This is a genomic window from Panacibacter ginsenosidivorans (assembly GCF_007971225.1).
GTDB classification, from domain to species: Bacteria; Bacteroidota; Bacteroidia; order Chitinophagales; family Chitinophagaceae; genus Panacibacter; species Panacibacter ginsenosidivorans.
The window spans coordinates 3240974-3260617 of sequence record NZ_CP042435.1 but is presented as its reverse complement, the minus strand read 5'-3'; the positions used below and the strand labels follow the sequence as shown (position 1 = coordinate 3260617).

Annotated in this window: 20 protein-coding genes; 10 read left to right on the top strand and 10 right to left on the bottom strand. The window is 37.7% G+C overall.

All coding sequences use genetic code 11. The annotated features are described in order from the left end of the window. Nucleotides 1–195 precede the first annotated feature (195 nt). The gene (locus tag FRZ67_RS13715; protein WP_147190176.1) at nucleotides 196–777 is read left to right on the top strand and encodes a hypothetical protein; all 582 of its coding nucleotides are present in this window, start codon (nucleotides 196–198) and stop codon (nucleotides 775–777) included. A 274-nt stretch (nucleotides 778–1051) separates the two neighbouring features. After that, nucleotides 1052–2269 (top strand): aminopeptidase, encoded by a 1218-nt coding sequence (locus FRZ67_RS13710; RefSeq protein ID WP_225975337.1) that lies wholly within the window; start codon nucleotides 1052–1054, stop codon nucleotides 2267–2269. 152 nt (nucleotides 2270–2421) lie between these two features. On the opposite strand, the gene FRZ67_RS13705 is transcribed toward FRZ67_RS13710, so the two are convergent. Beyond that, nucleotides 2422–2862, bottom strand: coding sequence for a heavy metal-binding domain-containing protein (locus FRZ67_RS13705; RefSeq protein WP_147190174.1), 441 nt, complete (start codon nucleotides 2860–2862; stop codon nucleotides 2422–2424). Nucleotides 2863–3232: 370 nt separating this feature from the next. Here FRZ67_RS13705 and FRZ67_RS13700 point away from each other — a divergent pair, with 370 nt between their 5' ends. Next, nucleotides 3233–3940: an ROK family protein gene (locus FRZ67_RS13700; RefSeq protein WP_147190172.1), complete on the top strand. Its 708-nt coding sequence runs from the start codon at nucleotides 3233–3235 to the stop codon at nucleotides 3938–3940. Between the two features lie 112 nt (nucleotides 3941–4052). Here FRZ67_RS13700 and FRZ67_RS13695 read toward each other — a convergent pair whose 3' ends face one another. From FRZ67_RS13695 to xth, 7 genes are all read right to left on the bottom strand, one after another. Continuing rightward, nucleotides 4053–4310, bottom strand: coding sequence for a DUF4342 domain-containing protein (locus FRZ67_RS13695; RefSeq protein WP_147190170.1), 258 nt, complete (start codon nucleotides 4308–4310; stop codon nucleotides 4053–4055). Between the two features lie 97 nt (nucleotides 4311–4407). Further along, nucleotides 4408–4707, bottom strand: a complete 300-nt coding sequence (locus FRZ67_RS13690) for a hypothetical protein (RefSeq protein ID WP_147190168.1) — start codon at nucleotides 4705–4707, stop codon at nucleotides 4408–4410. A 66-nt stretch (nucleotides 4708–4773) separates the two neighbouring features. Next, nucleotides 4774–5178, bottom strand: coding sequence for a fasciclin domain-containing protein (locus FRZ67_RS13685; RefSeq protein ID WP_147190166.1), 405 nt, complete (start codon nucleotides 5176–5178; stop codon nucleotides 4774–4776). Between the two features lie 302 nt (nucleotides 5179–5480). Beyond that, on the bottom strand, nucleotides 5481–6023 hold the full coding sequence (locus FRZ67_RS13680; RefSeq protein ID WP_147190164.1) for a hypothetical protein: 543 nt from the start codon (nucleotides 6021–6023) through the stop codon (nucleotides 5481–5483). Between the two features lie 215 nt (nucleotides 6024–6238). Then, nucleotides 6239–7918, bottom strand: coding sequence for a hypothetical protein (locus FRZ67_RS13675; protein ID WP_147190162.1), 1680 nt, complete (start codon nucleotides 7916–7918; stop codon nucleotides 6239–6241). 54 nt (nucleotides 7919–7972) lie between these two features. Continuing rightward, nucleotides 7973–8743: an ABC transporter ATP-binding protein gene (locus tag FRZ67_RS13670; RefSeq protein ID WP_147190160.1), complete on the bottom strand. Its 771-nt coding sequence runs from the start codon at nucleotides 8741–8743 to the stop codon at nucleotides 7973–7975. Between the two features lie 265 nt (nucleotides 8744–9008). Further along, nucleotides 9009–9782 carry an exodeoxyribonuclease III gene (gene xth / locus FRZ67_RS13665; protein ID WP_147190158.1) on the bottom strand — a complete coding sequence of 258 codons (774 nt, stop codon included), beginning with the start codon at nucleotides 9780–9782 and terminating at the stop codon, nucleotides 9009–9011. Nucleotides 9783–10100: 318 nt separating this feature from the next. Here xth and FRZ67_RS13660 point away from each other — a divergent pair, with 318 nt between their 5' ends. The 7 genes from FRZ67_RS13660 (at nucleotide 10101) to FRZ67_RS13630 (ending at nucleotide 16805) form a co-directional block, all read left to right on the top strand. Further along, the gene (locus FRZ67_RS13660) at nucleotides 10101–11027 is read left to right on the top strand and encodes a glycoside hydrolase family protein (protein ID WP_147190156.1); all 927 of its coding nucleotides are present in this window, start codon (nucleotides 10101–10103) and stop codon (nucleotides 11025–11027) included. A gap of 42 nt (nucleotides 11028–11069) precedes the next feature. Then, nucleotides 11070–11702 (top strand): flavin reductase family protein, encoded by a 633-nt coding sequence (locus FRZ67_RS13655; protein WP_147190154.1) that lies wholly within the window; start codon nucleotides 11070–11072, stop codon nucleotides 11700–11702. Between the two features lies 1 nt (nucleotide 11703). Further along, nucleotides 11704–12462 (top strand): YqjF family protein, encoded by a 759-nt coding sequence (locus tag FRZ67_RS13650; protein WP_147190152.1) that lies wholly within the window; start codon nucleotides 11704–11706, stop codon nucleotides 12460–12462. A 200-nt stretch (nucleotides 12463–12662) separates the two neighbouring features. Continuing rightward, a complete protein-coding gene (locus FRZ67_RS13645) occupies nucleotides 12663–13454 on the top strand; it encodes a 3-keto-disaccharide hydrolase (protein WP_147190150.1) in 792 nt (263 codons plus the stop codon). Between the two features lie 434 nt (nucleotides 13455–13888). Beyond that, on the top strand, nucleotides 13889–14686 hold the full coding sequence (locus FRZ67_RS13640; protein ID WP_147190148.1) for an oxygenase MpaB family protein: 798 nt from the start codon (nucleotides 13889–13891) through the stop codon (nucleotides 14684–14686). Nucleotides 14687–14901: 215 nt separating this feature from the next. Continuing rightward, nucleotides 14902–16269 (top strand): Gfo/Idh/MocA family protein, encoded by a 1368-nt coding sequence (locus tag FRZ67_RS13635; RefSeq protein WP_147190146.1) that lies wholly within the window; start codon nucleotides 14902–14904, stop codon nucleotides 16267–16269. Nucleotides 16270–16571: 302 nt separating this feature from the next. Next, complete coding sequence (locus FRZ67_RS13630; protein ID WP_147190144.1) at nucleotides 16572–16805, top strand: YodC family protein; 234 nt, start codon at nucleotides 16572–16574, stop codon at nucleotides 16803–16805. Nucleotides 16806–17132: 327 nt separating this feature from the next. On the opposite strand, the gene FRZ67_RS13625 is transcribed toward FRZ67_RS13630, so the two are convergent. Together FRZ67_RS13625 and FRZ67_RS13620 are read right to left on the bottom strand one after the other, a co-directional pair. Continuing rightward, on the bottom strand, nucleotides 17133–18824 hold the full coding sequence (locus tag FRZ67_RS13625; RefSeq protein ID WP_147190143.1) for a GMC oxidoreductase: 1692 nt from the start codon (nucleotides 18822–18824) through the stop codon (nucleotides 17133–17135). A gap of 93 nt (nucleotides 18825–18917) precedes the next feature. Then, nucleotides 18918–19457 carry a gluconate 2-dehydrogenase subunit 3 family protein gene (locus tag FRZ67_RS13620; RefSeq protein WP_158638369.1) on the bottom strand — a complete coding sequence of 180 codons (540 nt, stop codon included), beginning with the start codon at nucleotides 19455–19457 and terminating at the stop codon, nucleotides 18918–18920. Nucleotides 19458–19644 lie beyond the last annotated feature (187 nt).

Here is a 19644-nt window from a genome sequence, read left to right as displayed (position 1 = left end):
GGCTTTCAAATTACTATTGAGCTGTGGTTGCGTCGCACACTTGTACTGCCCAAAGTAACAGCGACAAAAAACATGTTTATAAAAGATATAACCGAATAAGTGCAGGCAAAAGGAAATTATTATTATCGCCTATAAAATGACTATATTTAGTATGCTTCTTTTATTCTTATTTATTCCTCAACTCAACAAATGCATATGAAAACGATGATCCTTTTTATTACCGTAATAATGCTTTGCAGCAACTGTTATGCGCAAAATGATGTTCCCTCTGCCGACGTACAAATAAAAGCTGCGTTATTGGCTGCACCAAAAGAAAAGAAAGATAGCTGCACGGTATACGGTTACGACACTAATAAACAATTTATCCTTTTAAGAAAGGGCACCAATGAACTTATTTGTCTTGCTGACGATCCTAATCAAGCCGGGTTTTCAGTTTCCTGTTATCATAAAGACCTGGAACCCTTTATGCAACGGGGACGCGAACTGAGAAAGCAGGGTATGAATGACCAACAGGTATACGATGCACGTGAGAAAGAAGTAAAGGATGGCAGTTTGCAAATGCCCAAACAACCGGCAGCGCTCTATGTGTATTCTGCAGAAGATAAAGATTTTGATCATGCAACAGGTGAAGTAACCAACGGCTATCTGCGTTATGTGATCTATATTCCTTATGCAACATCTGCAAGTACAGGTTTACCTGAAAAACCAACCGGGAAGGGTATGCCATGGATCATGAACCCAGGCACTTACAGAGCGCATATTATGATAAATCCTTAGTGACAATAAAAATCTTTGAGGTGTAAGTATACAAGCTTTACACTTGTATACTTACACCTTTATATTTTAGCTGGGTGTATAAGGCCAGCAGCGCAATTGTATTTCGAAAATCTAACTTCCTTTGCTTCAATGAATATAGCTGCGCCTGTTGCAACGCAACAAAAAGCTCATTGCTTATTTTTCTCCGGATACATAAAATTTCATGCAATTCCACATTCATAATTTTCCTTTACCTAACACTCCATAAATTGCGTTTGCATTAACAATAAATATTATGATGAATATTGATGAAAGCCTGTTAAAAAAATATGCAGCGGTGATGGTACTTTATGCATTGAATAATGGCAAGGGTATTAACAAAGGCGACACTGTTTTTTTGGTAGGGCAGGAATGCAGCAAAGATCTGTATATAGCCGTAGCCAAAGAGATTTATGCAGCGGGTGGCAATGTTATTACTAATTATCTGCCCGACAATATCCGTACACAAAGCCTTACACGGTATCTACTGCAGCATGGCAACGACGAGCAATTGTCATTCTTTGCAAATTCTTACTGGCAGGGTATTGTAGATGCCATTGATCATATTCTGTTTATTATTGCAGAACCAGATATTCATGTGTTTGAAGGTTTACCTTCTTCAAAGATCAGTATGATGAACAGTGCAAGGGCACCATATATGGCCATGCGTGAAAAGAAAGAGCAGGCTGGAAAATTATCGTGGACATTATGTCTTTACGGTACGCAATCTATGGCTGACGAAGCGGGACTTACACTGGAAGAATACTGGGAGCAGATCATTGAAGCATGCTATTTAAGAGAAGATGATCCTGTAACAAAATGGAAACAGGTGCAGCGGGAGATAGAAACAATAAAAGATAAACTGGATGCTTTGGCTATCGAAAAGCTGCATGTAAAAGGCGACGATGTTGATCTTGAAATATTAATTGGTAAACATCGTAAATGGTTAAGTGGTGGTGGCAAGAACATCCCCAGCTTTGAAATATTTACATCGCCTGACTGGAGAGGAACAAATGGTTCTATCCAATTTAATCAGCCATTGTATTATTCGGGCAAACGTATTGCAGGCGTATCACTGCAATTTGAAAATGGTGTGGTGGTTGCATCTTCTGCAACAGAAAATGAAGATGCCTTGAAAGAAATGATAGCACAGGAAAATGCTGATAAAGTGGGAGAATTTTCGCTTACTGATAAAAGACATTCCCGAATTACCAGATTTATGGCTACTACCTTGTTCGATGAAAACATGGGTGGTGCATTTGGCAACACACATATTGCACTGGGTAATGCTTATAAGGATACATTTGCCGGAGATATGTCTGTAGTAACAGATGCGCAGTGGGCTGAAATGGGTTATAATAGTTGCCCTAAAGTGCACACAGATATTGTAAGCACAGCCAACAGAATTGTTACAGCCACAGTTGCTGACGGCTCAGAAAAAATTATTTATAGAAATGGCATGTTCGTTTTATAAGCGCCGGCAATTAGCCAAAGCGTTATAAACCAAAATACCAAAAGCATCACCTGAAAGTAATGCCATGGCATTTGCAAAGTGCTATGTATAGGTTATATAATAAATATTTAGGTAAGTGAAATCGTAGCATACAAAAACCCGCATTAAAACATTTACCCTGGTTTTGTTATTGGCTTTGCGGCCGTCAATACTGCCCCGCATATAGGGCATTTGCCCGTTTCGTTGCTCACCACATCTTTATGCATAGAACAGCTATAAATCTTGCCTGCCTGTTTAGAGCCTGTTCTGTTAATAACCAGTTTAGATTTGCACTTTGCGCATATTCCTTTATGATCACTCCCCACTTCGGGATGCATGGGGCATATATATGTATGCGTAACGTCCTGCTTCATTTGTTCTTTTAAAGAAGCTGTTAACGGCATATTGCATTTTGGACAGTTGCCCGGCTTATCACTCACAACATCCGGATGCATGGAACAAGTATATCTTGCCTGTGCAGCCGAATCTGCTTTTGGCGGAACAGACTTACTCTTTTGTGCAAAAACAGCTGTTGTTGCAGTTAATACAAACAATAATAATATTATCTTTTTCATTTTTTTATTTTTTGATTCACCATTCACTATATTATTTTCTCTGGTAAACACTCGATGAATCAAAGTTAAGTGCAGTGATAGTTTTGTGCCATGATAACAAGCAATACAAAATATGATATTTGTCAACAAAACAGGAAGTGTAGTAATTGCTTTTCTTTTATACTATTCTATTTACAAACCATAAAAAAAGAGACGTTAAAACTATTTAGATACCTTGAGTATATATTTTACCTGTTTCGTTGTTAACTGAAATTATTGTTATCAACATCTTAATCTCCTGTATTTAATGCTTGCTTGTGTTTATTAATAATCTGTTTGGCAGTAACAGCTTGTGTACTGTATATTTAATGATCTAATTTACCTTAATAACATGCAAATCCTGGCTATAGATATTGGCGGCTCTAACATAAAAGCAATGATCCTTGACGAAAAAGGTGCTCCCGTTTCTGAATACAAAAAATTAGAAACACCAGCACCTTCTACTCCTGCCAATGTAATGGAAATTATAAAAACGCTGGCAAAAAATTTTACCGGTTATGATGCCATCTCAGCAGGCTTTCCGGGCTATATAAAAGATGGTGTTGTAAAAACAGCACCTAATCTTGGTACAGAACAATGGAAAGATTATGACCTGCAGGCGGCATTAACCACAATGTTTAAAAGACCTGCAAAAGTGGTAAATGATGCAGACCTGCAGGGTATTGCTGTAGCGAGTGGTAAAGGTTTGGAAATGGTCATCACGCTGGGAACGGGCTTTGGTACTGCATTGCTTAAAGATGGCAAACTATTACCACACCTGGAGATTGGGCAGCATCCGATCAAAACAAACAAGACCTACGATAATTATATAGGGCAGAAGGCATTTGAAAATAAAGGGAAAGCGCATTGGAATGAAAGACTTAAAAAAGTGATCAATATTTTAAAGACGGTTTATAACTATGATCGTTTGTATATCAGTGGCGGCAATGCAAAGAATATAGACTTTAAGCTTGATGATAATATTACAATTGCTAATAACCGCGATGGTATTAAAGGCGGCGCAATGCTATGGAAAGACGAGCATAAAAATGCAAAGTAGTTTTTTGGGCTGAGCTAAACAATGCTATTAAACTTTGTTGCGTCGCACACTTTAGCTTCCTTATCATTATTGAACAAAACAGCAACTGTAGCTAAAGAAAGTTATATAATAATTAAGCCTGGTTATCTTCTTCTCTTTCAACAGAAATAGTACATTCTCCAATTAATGCTGCCAATGCACCGACTGCTGCCAGTACAGGCGCTAATACAGCACCTACTACACCAATGGTTAACGGAAATGACATAAGTTCTTTTCCTGTCTTATCATGAATAGTTATTTTTCTTACGTTACCCTCTTCTATCAGTTCTTTAATTTTATGCAGTAACTGTTCACCTTTCAACGTAAAAGTTTCTTTAAATGTGTTGGCCATAACAGCATATTTTGGTTAAATGATACCGGAAGTTAAATAAGTATCCTCAAAAAAAGTATGAGGTAAAATATTTTTTGCCCTTGCCTGTACGCGGATATTAGTTACCCAGCTGAATATATTTATGAAGCCTCAGAAAGTAAATAACTGCTTCAACTGAGGGATAATAAGACATTACAAATACTTCAAAATTTTCATCAGAATCTATTTTTGCAATAGCCTTTTTATTATCATTTCCATTACACCACCAATCGCTAAAAACCATTTTTAATTTTTTTGGCGGGGTTATCAGCAAGGAAGTGATTTTTCTTTCATCAAGAAAATTCATCTTATTAAGCATGGCTTTGCCTATTATACCGGCATACTTTTCCGCCTCTGCTTTTGCTTCATTATATGTCATAATTGTCTTTTAAAAGGGGGGATCAATTTTTATACCTGGGAAGAAACATCATTATTCTGCTACCGTTTATCGCATTACCGTATCCATTAAATGCATAACCCCATTTGTTATCTTAGCTTCCCGGGGAAATACAGGGATATCACCGATACTTGCCTGCCCGTTCTTTACACCTATCTTCAATACTTTGCCATTTACAGTGGTAAGTATATCTCCGTCTTTTAATTCAGCATAGCTTACTTTACCTGTTACCACATGATTTTGCAACAAGTCGGCAAGCTTTGCCCTGTTTTGCGGTTCCAGTAATGTATCAAGCAACCCCGATTCTAATTTTTCAAATGCAAGATCTGATGGTGCAAACATAGTAAAAGGTCCGGTGCTGCTAAGCAGCTGGTCTGTATCTGAAGCATGCACGCTTTTCTTCAGCATTTTCATATTCTTATCTACATTAATAACCTGTGTAATATTTGACATTGTATTGATTTAACTGCCCATAGTATTATGAGTAACAGAGTAAGGTAATCTTTTTGTAACCAGGGATACTGTTAATGTTTATTATGTTCTGCATAAACTTACAATCAGGCAGATATTGTTTGTATTGAACTGAACAGATAGAAGCTTCTTAAACAATAGAACTATTAAGAAATTCAGCCAGGATAGAGTGCACCGTTCTTTTCAGCTGTTGCGTAATGATATATGGTACAAGAGTGCGACGCAAGAAAAGCATCATAGCATTAATACAGACCAGTTCAAAGTATTTTTATACTTATCCCTTGCTAATTAGGTGCAATAAAAGGGTTTTGTCTTGCAGTATTCATTTGATTATATGGATATACCGTGTAGCTGCTTCTTTCAATACCAATACTGCCAGAAATAGAAAAAGTTTTTTGATCATTGACATACATAAGTCCCATCTCTGCTCTTGAATACATATCAAAACTGTTAGATTTAAAAACAGCATTATTTGAATAAAATTTGCCGGTATTTGAAGCAAGAAAAGTACTGTTGAAGTTTACATAAGCAGGCGCTACAGACACACCTGCAAAAACGTATAGGTTGTTATTTAGTTTGCGGTTTAATTGTAAGCCCATTGGCGCAGCAACAACAGTTGCATTACCACCTTTAAAAAAACTAAAGCTTGTAGAAATTCCGCTGTACCTGCTTAAGAACCATTTCTTATTATGGGTGCTGTCATTTAGGTGAATATTATGAACAAAGGATTGCCTTTGTGTGTAGTCCATAAAGCCAGACGGTAAAGATGTTTGTGCGTTTAATGTTGCGGAAACAAGCAATACCATTAATACCATCATTGTGCGCATACACTTAAAATTGTACTATAAAAGTACGTGTTATTAAAGTATAAGAAGTCAAAAGCATAAAAGTTAACATCTACTGATGGAAAGAATACTCAGGTCTTGTTTTAGTATTATGAACCGGCCTTCATTGTTATCATGAGACGCCGGTTGCGTCGCACTCTTCAGCATTCCTTCCTTTACTGTGCATTAAAAAAAACTGTATCATTCTAACATATAACCTAAATTGATATTTGAGCCCAGCTTAAATTTTGCAAACGCTTGATCAAAAGAAAACAGGCTGCCATCAACAATGGAATTAATACCCATAATAACCACGGAAGTTTTAGAAAAATCAAAAGATAATGCAAACCCACTGTAACAGATACAATGATCAGTTGCAAAAGCGCTTTTAAAAATTTGCCTGTTTGCTGTTGTGTATTTGGCTGACGCGAAAAGGGTAAATAATGATCTGATAAATTGGCAAAAATTAAAAAGCAAAAAAGATTATTACAAAACGCAAACAATGCATCATCAATAACAGGCAACCCCCATACATATAAACAGAATATGGTAATACATGTAAATACCGGTACAAAGAATTTAATGAACAATGACTTTGCCATGCCTGAAACAAGCATGCCGGGTTTACCCACCGGCATACTGTGATATACCCAGGCGGCAAGATAATTTTCATTGAATGAAGCGATCATTAAACTGCTGCTTACCGTCATCATAGGAATATAAAAGAACCAGAGAAAACTACTGGATGCAGGCAGGTTGTTCCATACAGCAGCAATATTATTACCGCTGTTAAAAACAAAAATAAAAATGAATACAGCTATATAAGCCAGGCCTGGGTAGAACTGCAGTTTAAAACTTTTATCCCTGCCGGTAATTTTCCAGGTGATTTCAAAACTACTTTTCTCTGCCGGGGCTTTACATATTATGTGTGAAACTATTGAGGACACAGGTTTTTTTTCTTTTTGAATAATAGTGGTGCTGTTGTCTTTCTTAATGCTGTCCCCATTATTCATAGCTGCCAGCTTTTGGGCAAAAGAAGGGGCCAGATATTTATTCATGACCCAAAAAGTAAGTATTGGTACTATAAATGCCAGTACAATCATACTAATATGCAATACATCAAAATTGAGTGTGACTATTGCTTCAATTGTTAATGCCATCCATACAGGGGGTAATAGATAGGCATACCAATGCAATTCGAACTGCATACTAAGCTGCGACAGATTAATCATTCTTGGCAATACCTGGAATGATACCATAAATATTACTGCCATAAAAATCTGGGAGTATGTAACGATATCTCTTACCCTGCTTTCATTGCTGAATCTTATAATTAAGAGATATAAAATGTATGTACTAAAAACTGCCATTAACACAGTGAGAATTACCGTAATGATCATAACTATGCCTGCTGCAAATCCATATTTATAAAATGTTACCGCCAATGGAAATATTGCAATGGCAATAGTAAATTGAAGAAGATAAATTAAAATATGCACCAGCCTCGCCATAAATAAGGTTCTGCTGCTAACCGGCCTTGGTAATATCACCTGGTTATCTGTGGTATCCAGTAATACAGTAGAGAAATCAGTGATCAGTGTCATAGACATCATAAACAGTACATAAGTATGTACCAGTATCATGCCCAATAGTAAAGAAGGCACAGCAAATAAAAATGTGGCTATAAACAAGCCCATCACAGTATAAAAAAACAGCACACTGTTTAAATGATTGGTGTTTTCTTTTTGTTGCTGTCTTTGCCGCCAGTTCATATACACACGACGTTTATCCATAGTGAGCTTGGCTTCTACTATGGTTATCATACGTGCATAATCAATCCCCTGACTATTGAAGAAGCCTTTGAACAAACCCACCAGCCTTAAAAGTATTTTATCCATCAGGAAAAAGTGTAGTTAGAAATAGGTTTGGTAAAATGGTTTTTTAGAACCCTTTTAATTCTTTAGTATATCTACAAAATCATGTGCAGTACTTTCATAGCCGGTATCACCTGTGAGTGCCGTAAAAATATTTTCAAGAGAACCTTTATGCGCTTCAGATTTTAATGATTCAAATGTGCCATCAGCAATTACTTCACCTTTATTAATGATGATGATCCTGTCTGAAATTTTTTCTACCACATCCATAATATGTGAAGAATAGAAAATGGTTTTGCCTGTATTTTTTAGCTGTGCCAGGATCTCCTTTACCAGTATTACTGCATTGGCATCAAGACCACTCAATGGTTCATCAAGGAAAATAATTTCTGGATTATGAATAAGTCCTGAGATCAGTAATACTTTTTGTTTCATGCCCTTACTAAAGCTATTCATGCGTATGTTTGCCTTATCATCCAGCTCAAATAACTTCAGCAGATCCATGCTTTTTTTATAGATCAGATTTTCATCCAATTGATACAACTTGCCAATAAAATTTAAATATTCTATGGGTGATAATACTTCATACAAAGCAGCCTGTTCGGGTATATAGCCAATGCGTTGTTTTATTTCAACAGGATTTTGTCTTACATCCATCTCCAGTACAGTGGCATTACCTTCAAACTCATTGATGATACCTGTTAATATTTTAATAGTGGTACTTTTGCCTGCACCATTGGGGCCAATATAACCAACGATCTCGCCTGCGGAAAAGCTAAGGTCTATTCCTTTTAAAACATAAGTTCCGTTGTACTGTTTTTTAACCTGGTTTAGTTGTATAATACTCATAACAGCTTAATTATTGTCAGGTGAAAATAAGGCAAGATTTTTACACACAATTATAGCCGGCGTTATCTTTTCAGCACTAAAGCACTTGAGTTGGGCAGCTATTTGCCGATTAATTTAAGCAGAAGTTTTTATTAGCTGCATAAAGCATTCAACAGTACAAGAGTGCGACGCAACATAAGTTTAATAGCAGCACAAATGCAGGGAACAAAAAAGCTATAACGAATGCTTTTTTAGCCTTGGAATAATTGAGCAAATACAACACATACTAATCTTTCAGCTCAATCCATACAGGAGCATGATCGCTAGTTTTTTCCCAACCACGCACCTGCCGGTCAACACCCGCTGCAATAAGGCGGTTGCTGATTTGCGGGCTCAACAAAAAATGATCGATACGTAAACCGGCATTGCGTTCATAAGCATTGCGGAAATAATCCCAAAAAGTATAAATAGTTTCATCGGGATATAGTTTGCGTATCGCATCGGTCCAACCCTGGTCTACCAATGTTTTAAAAGCAGCTCGTACCTCAGGCCTGAACAATGCATCATCTACCCAACGCTCGGGTTTGTACACATCTTTTTCGGTAGGCATTACATTGAAGTCGCCGGTTATCAATACAGGCTCACCTGACTTCAGCAGTTGTGCTGCATGTGTGGTAAGTCGTTGAAACCAGTTCATTTTATAATCAAACTTTGGGCCCGGCGCAGGGTTGCCATTGGGCAGGTACAGGCAAGCTATCAGGAGGCCATTTACATGTGCTTCTATATAACGGCTATGCGTATCATCATCATCACCAGGCAGGGCACGGCGGACTTTCTGTGGCTCATTGTTGCGTGACAAAATTGCCACACCGTTCCAGCTTTTTTGTCCGTGCCAGATAGCATGGTAGCCAGCGTCTTTTATTGCCTGCTCAGGAAAATTTTCCTGTATAGCTTTTAATTCCTGCAGACAAACAATATCGGGTGTTGCTTCTTTAAGCCAGCGTAGCAGTACAGGCAATCTTGCATTAATACTGTTTACATTGTAGGTAGCTATTTTCATTGGATTATTTTAATTTGAAACGATAGCAATAAAGATAATAAACAGCAAACAGGCAGCCATAAATAATTGATCTCTTATGTTACCATACAAAAACTTTTTGTTATTTACTTTACTGGTTTTGACCGGGTACATATATCCTGCAATAATACGGAGCAATAGTGTCTCTTTTTATTTTTTGGATAAGCTTTTGCAACCTGTGTCATCGCCTGTTGTGTCACTCACTTCAGCGTTATCATCAATATGCAGCATAAATGAATTAGCCCTGTAATAAAACCTCATCATAAAAAAAGTTTATATTCAATGATAAGAATTCTATACATGAAAAAATATACCCCTTTATTGCTATCAGCCATTTTTGTTTTGCAATGCCAGTCTTCAAAAAAAACAATGCTGACAAGCGATGGTTTTCCTCAGGAGCTGGTTCAATTTATTCCTTACAAAAATAATCCTGTTTTTTCTGCAACAGGTGCCAGCACATGGGATAAAGAAATAAGGGAAAGAGGTTATATACTCCGCGAAGATGGGATATATCATTTGTGGTATACAGGTTATACAAATATTGACAGCGTGAAATGGTTGGGCTATGCTACATCGCCTGATGGTTATAACTGGACACGCTATAAAGAGAACCCCATTTATAATCTCGGATGGGTAGAAGATATATGTGTAGTTAAATCTGAAGGCGTTTATTACATGTTTGCAGAAGGCAAAGGAGATACAGCCCATATGCTTACTTCAACAGACCGTATTCACTGGACAGAACAAGGCAATCTTGATATACGCAGAGCTGATGGCAATAGCATTTCAAAAGGTTCCTTCGGAACTCCATTTGTGATGAAAGAAAAAGATCTGTGGTATTTGTTTTATGAAAGAGAAGATCTTGGCATCTGGCTCGCTACTTCAAAAGATCTGAAGATATGGACCAATGTACAAGACGAGCCAGTATTAAAAATGGGGCCTGAATCTTATGATCAATATGCAGTGGCAATGAACCAGGTTGTAAAATACAAGGGTCGTTATTATGGCTACTATCATGCTTCTGCATTTAAAGACTGGCATGAATGGAGTACCAATGTAGCTGTTTCAGATGATCTGCTGCATTGGAAAAAATATGCTGGCAATCCTGTTGTGGGCAACAACAAATCAAGCGGTATTTTGGTAAACGATGGCAAGCGCTACAGGCTGTACACAATGCATCCTGAAGTAAATGTTTATTTTCCCGAAGTAAAGAAGACTCCTAAATAATAAACAATTCTTTGAGCAGTCTGTTTATACTAAAGTATGAGCATGTTTTACAACACATCGGAGATACAATCATGGGAACGTTTTTACCGGGCCAATTTAATCAACAGTCTTACCGGTTTTAAATCAATAAGCCTTATTGGTACCATTAATAAAAACGGGCAAACTAACCTTGCGCCGTTTAGTAGTATTGTACATATTGGTTCTGATCCTTCGCTGGTAGGCTTTATTAACCGACCGCTTAAAGCCGCACCACATACTATTGCCAACATTAAGTCAACAGGTGTTTACACGATCAATCATGTTCATCCTGCATTTCTTGAAAAAGCACATCAGGCAAGTGCAAAATATGATGCATCAATAAGTGAGTTTGATGCTGTAGGATTAACTACAGAATTTATGGAAAATATAGTAGCGCCTTTTGTAAAAGAAAGTATAGTAAAGTATGCGCTAAAATTAGAGGAGATAATACCCATTAAAATAAATAATACTTTCCTGGTAATCGGGCGCATAGCGTGTATAAAACTGGAACAGGATATTTTAAGGGCTGACGGCTTTCTTGACCTGGATAAATCATTATCTCTTTGCAGTAACGGCGCTGATAGCTATTACACAACAAAACTAATTGGGCGTTACGCATATGCAAAGCCAGATACAAGAACAGAAAAAATAATGTAACATGAACCGGGGAATTTTTTTATCGGCCAAATGGGAATATCTGGCAATGTTTAATTATGAAGTTGACGCTGCAGTACTGGAAGAACATTTACCTCCCTATACTGAAGTAGATTATTTTAATGGCATTGCACTGGTGAGTGTTGTTGGATTTCTATTCAATAACACAAGCGTTATGGGCGTTAAATGGCCGGGCTTTGTAAACTTTGAAGAAGTAAACCTGCGCTATTATATAAAACATTTTAATGGCAACCAATGGAAAAGAGGTGTTGGCTTTGTTTCGGAGATCGTACCTTCTGCTATTGTTGCAGGTTTGGCCAACCGTTTGTACAATGAACATTACAGCACTGCTAAAATGAAACACAGCATTGATGTGAAAGATGATCAGTTGCATGTAGAATACAAATGGAAAAGAAAAAATGAGGAATGGAATACTATGCAAGTAAAAGCAGCAGATAGATTATATGATATAGAGCCGGGATCTGAAGAGGAATTCATTTTTGAACATTATTCCGGTTACAATAAATTGAATAGAAATACAACAATTGAATATACAGTAGCACATCCCCGCTGGCAGGTATACCCTGTTAAAGAATTTATACTATCCTGTAATATTGAAAAATTATACGGCAAAGCATTCATTCCATTTATTACAGACCGGCAACCACATTCTGTGTTTCTCGCAAAAGGTTCTGAAGTGAGTGTAGGCAAGCCTTTAAGGATAACACATTCAACGGTAAAAAAGCATTACAGTTTTATATAGCTATTATTATAATACTTTTTTTACTGCTGAAAAAGATGCCTTAAAAACAGGAATTTGAACCGGGCGTGGCAACGAAGTTTAATTACAACTCAATAGTCTGTGCCAAAAATCACTTTACATCAAACGGCTTTTATGTACCAAAACGCTCCGCTCTAAAACTGTGTAAGCTTTTTCACTACCTTCCTGCTAAATTATTTTGTATGAAACATACACGATTGCTTTTAATTGTTTTACCAATGTTGTTTGGTGCATTTCAATCCGGGCAGGTTGTGGTTGAACAAGAGAGCACCAGCAAATGGGTTACGCTTTTTAACGGGAAAGATCTTAACAATTGGTTGCCAAAAATAGTGGGCCATAAACTGGGTGAAAATTTCGGTAACACCTTTCGTGTAAAAGATGGAATACTAAGTATAAGGTATGATGCTTATGATAGTTTTAATAACAGGTTTGGGGCTTTATACTACAATAAAAAATTTACCAATTACCGTTTAAAAGTTGAATACAGGTTTGTCGGTAATACTACGCCGGGTGCACCTTCATGGGGGTATAGGGATGGAGGTATTCAATATCATTGCCAGGACCCTGCTTCTTTAGACATTAACCAGCCCTTTCCTGTTTGTCTTGAATATAATTTGCTTGGCGGCAATGGTAAAGATGAAAGACCTTCCGGTGAAATATGTGCCAACGGCATTTATGTTGAAATCAATGGAAAAAGAAATGCAAGCTATTGCACGCCGCCCACCGTTAAAAAAACTTTGCACGGTGATCAATGGGTTACTGCAGAGATCGATGTGCAGGATGGAAAAATAAAACACTACATCAATGGCGAAGAAGTGCTCGAATTCGAGAACCCAAACTACGATTCAGCAAATGCACTTGCAAAAAAATTTATTTTAAATGGTAATGATCTTGTAAAAGATGGCTATATCTCTTTGCAATCAAACAGTCATCCGATGGATTTCAGGAAGATTGAGATTATGGAATATCGATGAGATTTTTTGATACAAGCTTTCTGTTTTCATGGCAGCTGTTGTTGCGTCGCAATCACTTTAGCGGCTTGTTATTAATCAGCATATAATTGATTTTTCTTTAGACGATATGAAGAATGGTTTCTTTTAAAAATTATAATGTTGTACATTTAAGTTGAAAAATAATTGATGGATAGACAGCTTACAAATACCGGGAATTCCAGATACTATTTATTTAAACAGTTTGAATACCTTGACCTGTTTCCCTATACCATAGCGCTTATTATGCTAAGTGGAAGTTTTTATATTTTGAATGCTTTTATTACAATAGCCCACTCCATGGAATAATAATTTTACTTCTTACAATCTTTCTCTTTTACATTTATTCCATAATTTCTGCAAGCCAAACTGTTTTAAGTAACTTTAGCAATGTTATAGCGTGTCTAAATAAATGAAGTATGAACAGTGCAGTTGCAGATAATAAAACAACCCATATTTTTTTTGTGGAGAAAGGCTCTATTGTAAGAGCGATATGGGGTAAAGCGGATACGATACTTTTTATTTTTGCAGGATCTGCTGCAGAATTTGCGTTGAATAAAGCTGTGGATTGGTTATACTTCACAGGCAAATTGCCTGCCGATCCTTTGGGCAGGTTATTTTCTACAGTAAGCTATGCAAGGCAAATTGTATTTGCTGACAAAGAAGATGCGCTTCGTGCTATTGACAGGATCAGCGCTATACATGCGGGTGTTGAAAAAAATCGTGGCAGCAATATTCCGGACTGGGCGTACCGCGATGTGCTTTTTATGCTGATCGATTATTCCATTCGTGCGTATGAATCTTTGGAGCGAAAACTTACTGCCGCCGAAAAGGAAGATGTCTTCCGGGTATTTTATAAGATAGGATTACGCATGAACTTAAAAGGATTGCCACACAACTTTAATGATTGGCTATTAATGCGTAAACAACACCTTGAAGAAGACCTTGCTTCCAGTTACTATACACTTGATCTTTTTAAACAGTATAAAAAACATCTTGGCGCCTTTCGTTATACAATATTGCTGGAAGTGCAAAAGCTTATTGTGCCAAAAAAAGTAAGACAGCTTCTTCAATTTAGTAATGTTAATCTTATTACCCCTGTCCTGGCATCTTATAAATTAAGCCGTAAATTAAAACTTGATTGGTTTTTGAAATCATTATTTCTGCCAGCTGATTATAAAACGCAAATAAAAATGCTTGACCAGTATGATGCATAAAATTTCGCTGCTTAACTTCTTTCACCAAATAGATGTTGTATGTGCTGAAATATGTACAGGATGTACAAGAGTGCGACGCAACCAAAGCTTAATAGCATTACTACAGCCAGTAACAAAAATTCTTCCCAGTTATTACTGATTGTTTTATAGTTGAATACTGTTGGCAGCAAATGATCTTTATGCTAACTTGGAAGCAATAAAACACAATAAACATCATGCGCAACAACTATCCTGACCGTCGCAAATTTATACGTGGCGCTTCTGCAACGCTTGCCCTTGCTGCATTGCGTGCTAATGGAATGCCTGCATCAATTGCAGCACAAACAAGACGTGTAGCATTGATAGGCACAGGCTGGTATGGTAAAAGTGATCTCTTCAGGTTAATGCAGGTAGCGCCTGTAGAAGTTGTGGCATTGTGCGATGTGGACAGACATCAATTAGAACATGCAGCAACAATGGTTGCAGAAAGACAACAAAATAAAACGCAACCTAAACTCTATAATGATTACCGTCAACTGTTAGCTGAAAATAAATTAGATATTGTACTTATTGCAACGCCCGATCACTGGCATGCACTAACAGCTATTGAAGCCATGAAGTCTGGTGCAAACGTGTATGTCCAAAAACCTATCAGCGTTGATGTTATCGAAGGTGAAGCAATGGTTGCTGCTGCAAGAAAATACAATCGCGTAGTACAGGTAGGTACTCAACGTAAAAGCACACCGCATTTGATAGATGCGAAGAAAAACATTGTAGATGCAGGCTTGTTGGGCAAAGTTTCGCATGTTGAAATGTGTTGTTATTATCATATGCGCGATAATGGAAATCCGCCGGTAACTGCAGTGCCTGATTTTTTTGATTATGAAATGTGGACCGGTCCTGCACCAATGCGACCATACGATGGATTGCCACATGTAAGGTGGTGGCGCACCTTTATGGAATATGGCAATGGCATTATGGGAGATATGTGTATTCACATGTTTGATACCGTTCGCTGGATGCTGCGCATTGGCTGGCCCAAACGCGTCAGTTCAAGCGGCGGCATTTATGTTGATAAAACAGGTAAGAGTAATATTGCCGATACACAAACGGCATTGTTTGAATATGATGGCCTTAATTGTGTGTGGACGCACAGAAGCTGGGGTACGCCTGCAGATCCTGAATATCCCTGGGCTTTTAAATTGTATGGCGAGAAAGGAACATTATGCGCCAGTACTATGCAGTATGATTTTATTCCTGAAGGCAAAGGAGACAAAATTCATAAAGATGTAGTGTACGAAAAAGAGAAGTACCCTGAAGATTTGAAAGAACCAGACATTGAATTAAATGCTGCGCCAGCTACGCGTTTGCACATGCTCAACTTTCTTGATGCAATAGATAAAAAAATAAAACCGATTGCCGATATTGAAGAAGGTCATATTTCCACGGCCAGTTGCATTATTGCCAATCTCTCTATGAAGCTGGGCCGGCCATTAAGTTATGATCCGTTAAAGAAAGAAATTATTGGTGATGCAGAAGCCACAAAACTTTTGCAAAGAGAATACAGGCAACCCTGGATACATCCGCATCCTGATACGGTATAAAATAATTGTGTACTTAGCTGTATTGTTGCTATTTAGCTTTGGTTGTGTCACTCACTTATACGTTCGGTTCGTTATGCGTCAATCGTGAATCGTGAGTGTTGAAAATTTATTGACGATTCACGATTGACCATTCACGATTCCTCAGCACAAGAGTGCGACGCAACAGTTGATGCCATTTACACTCTTGCCTGCTAACAAAAAACTCCTTTTTTATAAGCATTTTCTAAGCTGCATTAATGCATATTTCACAAGCGCAGGCGTTAATGCATAAAATACTTTATCCAACAGAAAAACAAAGTACCATGAACAAACAATTTAAACCAGGCGATGCTGTTAAACTAAAGATCAGCGATATGCAAATGATGATAAGGGGCATTGCCAATATTCCATCGGAGCAGGAGTCAATTGCAAAAAAAGAAAGATATGAATGTGTTTGGTATGATAATGCAAAACTGCAGCATGCTATTTTTTCTAAAGAACTTTTAGAATGGCTGGCGCCCAATTATGATGTGTTGCATTTTGGTAATTATGAATAATCAAAAACAGCAGTGTATAAAATAAAATATTAAAGAAAGAGCAGTTTAAGAACAAAAGCAAGTGTAATACCGTATGCCATTGTAAATATCAAAAAGTTACGTTTCCTGGTTAAGTATTTGGCTCGGCTGGTTTGTGTAGTTTTGTTTAAGTTAGTATTTCTTTCAAGCATAATGAAAATGTTGGCGTTTGCAGTTTGCATACTAAACAGGTTTTATGCTGCAAAGAAACTACGTAAAAAGGCCGGGGAAAATAGAGTAAACTACTTTACTGTCATACAATTTTTTTCTCCCGGCTTGTAGATTTTTTACTACAATACTTTTTACTAACTATAATTCGCCTTTTTTCATCTGGCTCATGGCATAATCTGCAGCCCGTGCCGTTAAAGCCATATAAGTAAGCGATGGATTCTGCGTTGATGTGGAAGTCATACAGGCTCCGTCAGTTACGAATACATTTTTACATGCATGTAACTGGTTCCACTTATTCAGTATAGAAGTTTTGGGATCGTTGCCCATTCTTGCGCCACCCATTTCATGAATATCAAGACCGGGAGCCTGTTTGGAATCGTTCGTTTGTATATCTGTAAACCCAGCTGCAGTAAACATTTCTGTCATTTGCTCCAGGTAGTCCTTTACCATTTTTTCATCATTTTCATCGTAATCAATACTCACTTTTAGTAATGGCATATCCCATGCATCTTTTTTGTTGGCATCAAGACTTACGGTGTTGCTTTCTTTTGGAATAGTTTCACCCATCATATGCGAACCTACGCGCCATGGTCCTAATTCTTTTGAAGCGAGATTGTTCTTAAGTGTTTCTCCAAAACCATCTCTGTTTATATTTGGGTAACGGCCTGCAGAAAAACCTGCTGCATAACCACGCAGAAAATCTGTTTCCTGTTTTTTTACATTTCTGAAACGCGGCAGGTAAGCACTTGTAGGGGTTCGACCATCTGTTTTAGAATCTTTAAAACCATCATATTTACCTGAGATATGTGCACGATAATTATGAAAAGCCACATACTTGCCCAGTACGCCGCTGTCATTTCCCAAACCATTGGGGAAACGTTTAGAGGTAGAGTTTAGTAAAACAAGATTTGTATTTAAGGCAGCGGCGTTTACAAAAATAATTCTTGCAAAATATTCAGTGGCGGCCTTTGTATTTGTATCAATTACACGCACGCCTGTTGCCTTTCCTTTCTGATCATCATAGATAATAGAATGCACTACAGCATTTGATCTTAATGTAAGGTTGCCGGTTTTTTCAGCCCATGGAATAGTAGAAGCATTACTGCTGAAGTAGCCGCCAAACGGACATCCACGCTGACAAAGATTTCTTTTCTGGCATTGCGCTCTTCCCTGATCAAGATGAATTTGTTGCGGCACTGTTAAGTGTGCGCAGCGTGCATAAATAACATGTCGATCTGTATATTTTTTGGCAACAAATTCTTTGAAATAATTTTCAACGCAACTTAATTCAAGCGGCGGTAAAAATTCTCCATCAGGCAAAACATCAAGTCCATCTTTATTACCTGAAATACCTGCGAATTTTTCTACATAACTATACCACGGCGCAAGATCATTGTAACGAATAGGCCAGTCTACTGCAAAACCATCACGGGCCGGTCCCTCAAAATCGTAATTGCTCCAGCGCTGCGTTTGCCTTGCCCATAATAAAGATTTGCCACCAACCTGGTAACCGCGTATCCAGTCAAATGGTTTATCCTGTACGTAAGGATGGTCTGTATCTTTTACAAAAAAATGCATGGCATCTTCGCGAAATGCATAGCAGCGGCTCACTACAGGATTATCTTTTTGAATAGCATAAGGCACTTGCCCACGATGTTCAAATTCCCACGGCATCATATTCGTTGTGGGATAATCTTTAAGATGTTTAACATCTTTACCACGTTCGAGCACCAATGTCTTCAACCCTTTTTCAGTAAACTCCTTTGCAGCCCAACCGCCGCTGATACCAGAGCCAATTACTATTACATCAAATGTGTTATTATCTGCCATGATTAAATGTTAGAATATTTTTTAAGCCAGCTTTTGTATTTTAATTAAGCATCGTTGTGTCACTCACTTGTACGCTTTGTTATAAAGCAACCCTTATGCACCAGCTTTTACAGGTACACAACCATGATACCTGCCGGGCACCAATTCGTAAACCTGCACTTTGGTAAGGTAAAATTGTGAAGAGGTGTAAGCATGCACCGTTAATTTTTTTACAGTGCCATAAAATTGCGCAGCATCATCTTTTTGGTCCTTATCCTTTTGCGTTTCAAGTTCTGTAAGAACTTTGCCTCGTTCAGTTGCTGTTGCAGCTGTAAAAGATTTGCCCAGTTGTTTGTTGCTATAACTTTCAAAAGCAGTAAGCCCTTTTAGAAATTTATCCTGGTCTTCTTTGCTGCTGCAATCATCTATCATCTTTAAAGCAAACAAATGCGCAGAAATATCCTTTGCGCCTGGTGTATCTGTTTTGGGAATGATTGTTTCAGCAAGTTCTGCAAGTAATTGTTCCTGTCCTGCAGTAATAGAAAAATTCTTCAAAATAACAGATGCTTTATTTTTATCCTGCATACATGCTGGTATCAGCGCTGCGCCTGCAGAAACAAAAAGCAATTGTTTAAAAGCTGTGCGACGGTTCATATGCATAACAAATGTTGTGAGCTAAAGATAATTATAAACTACAAACCTACTGTGCTGCTGATGATAATAATTGTTTTGTGTAATGTTTATCGGGAATGGAATAAAAAAGTGTGGGCCGTTTTTAAAAAACGGTCCACACAATTATTGCACAATAAATTTATGCAGTACAAGGGTGCGACGCAACAGT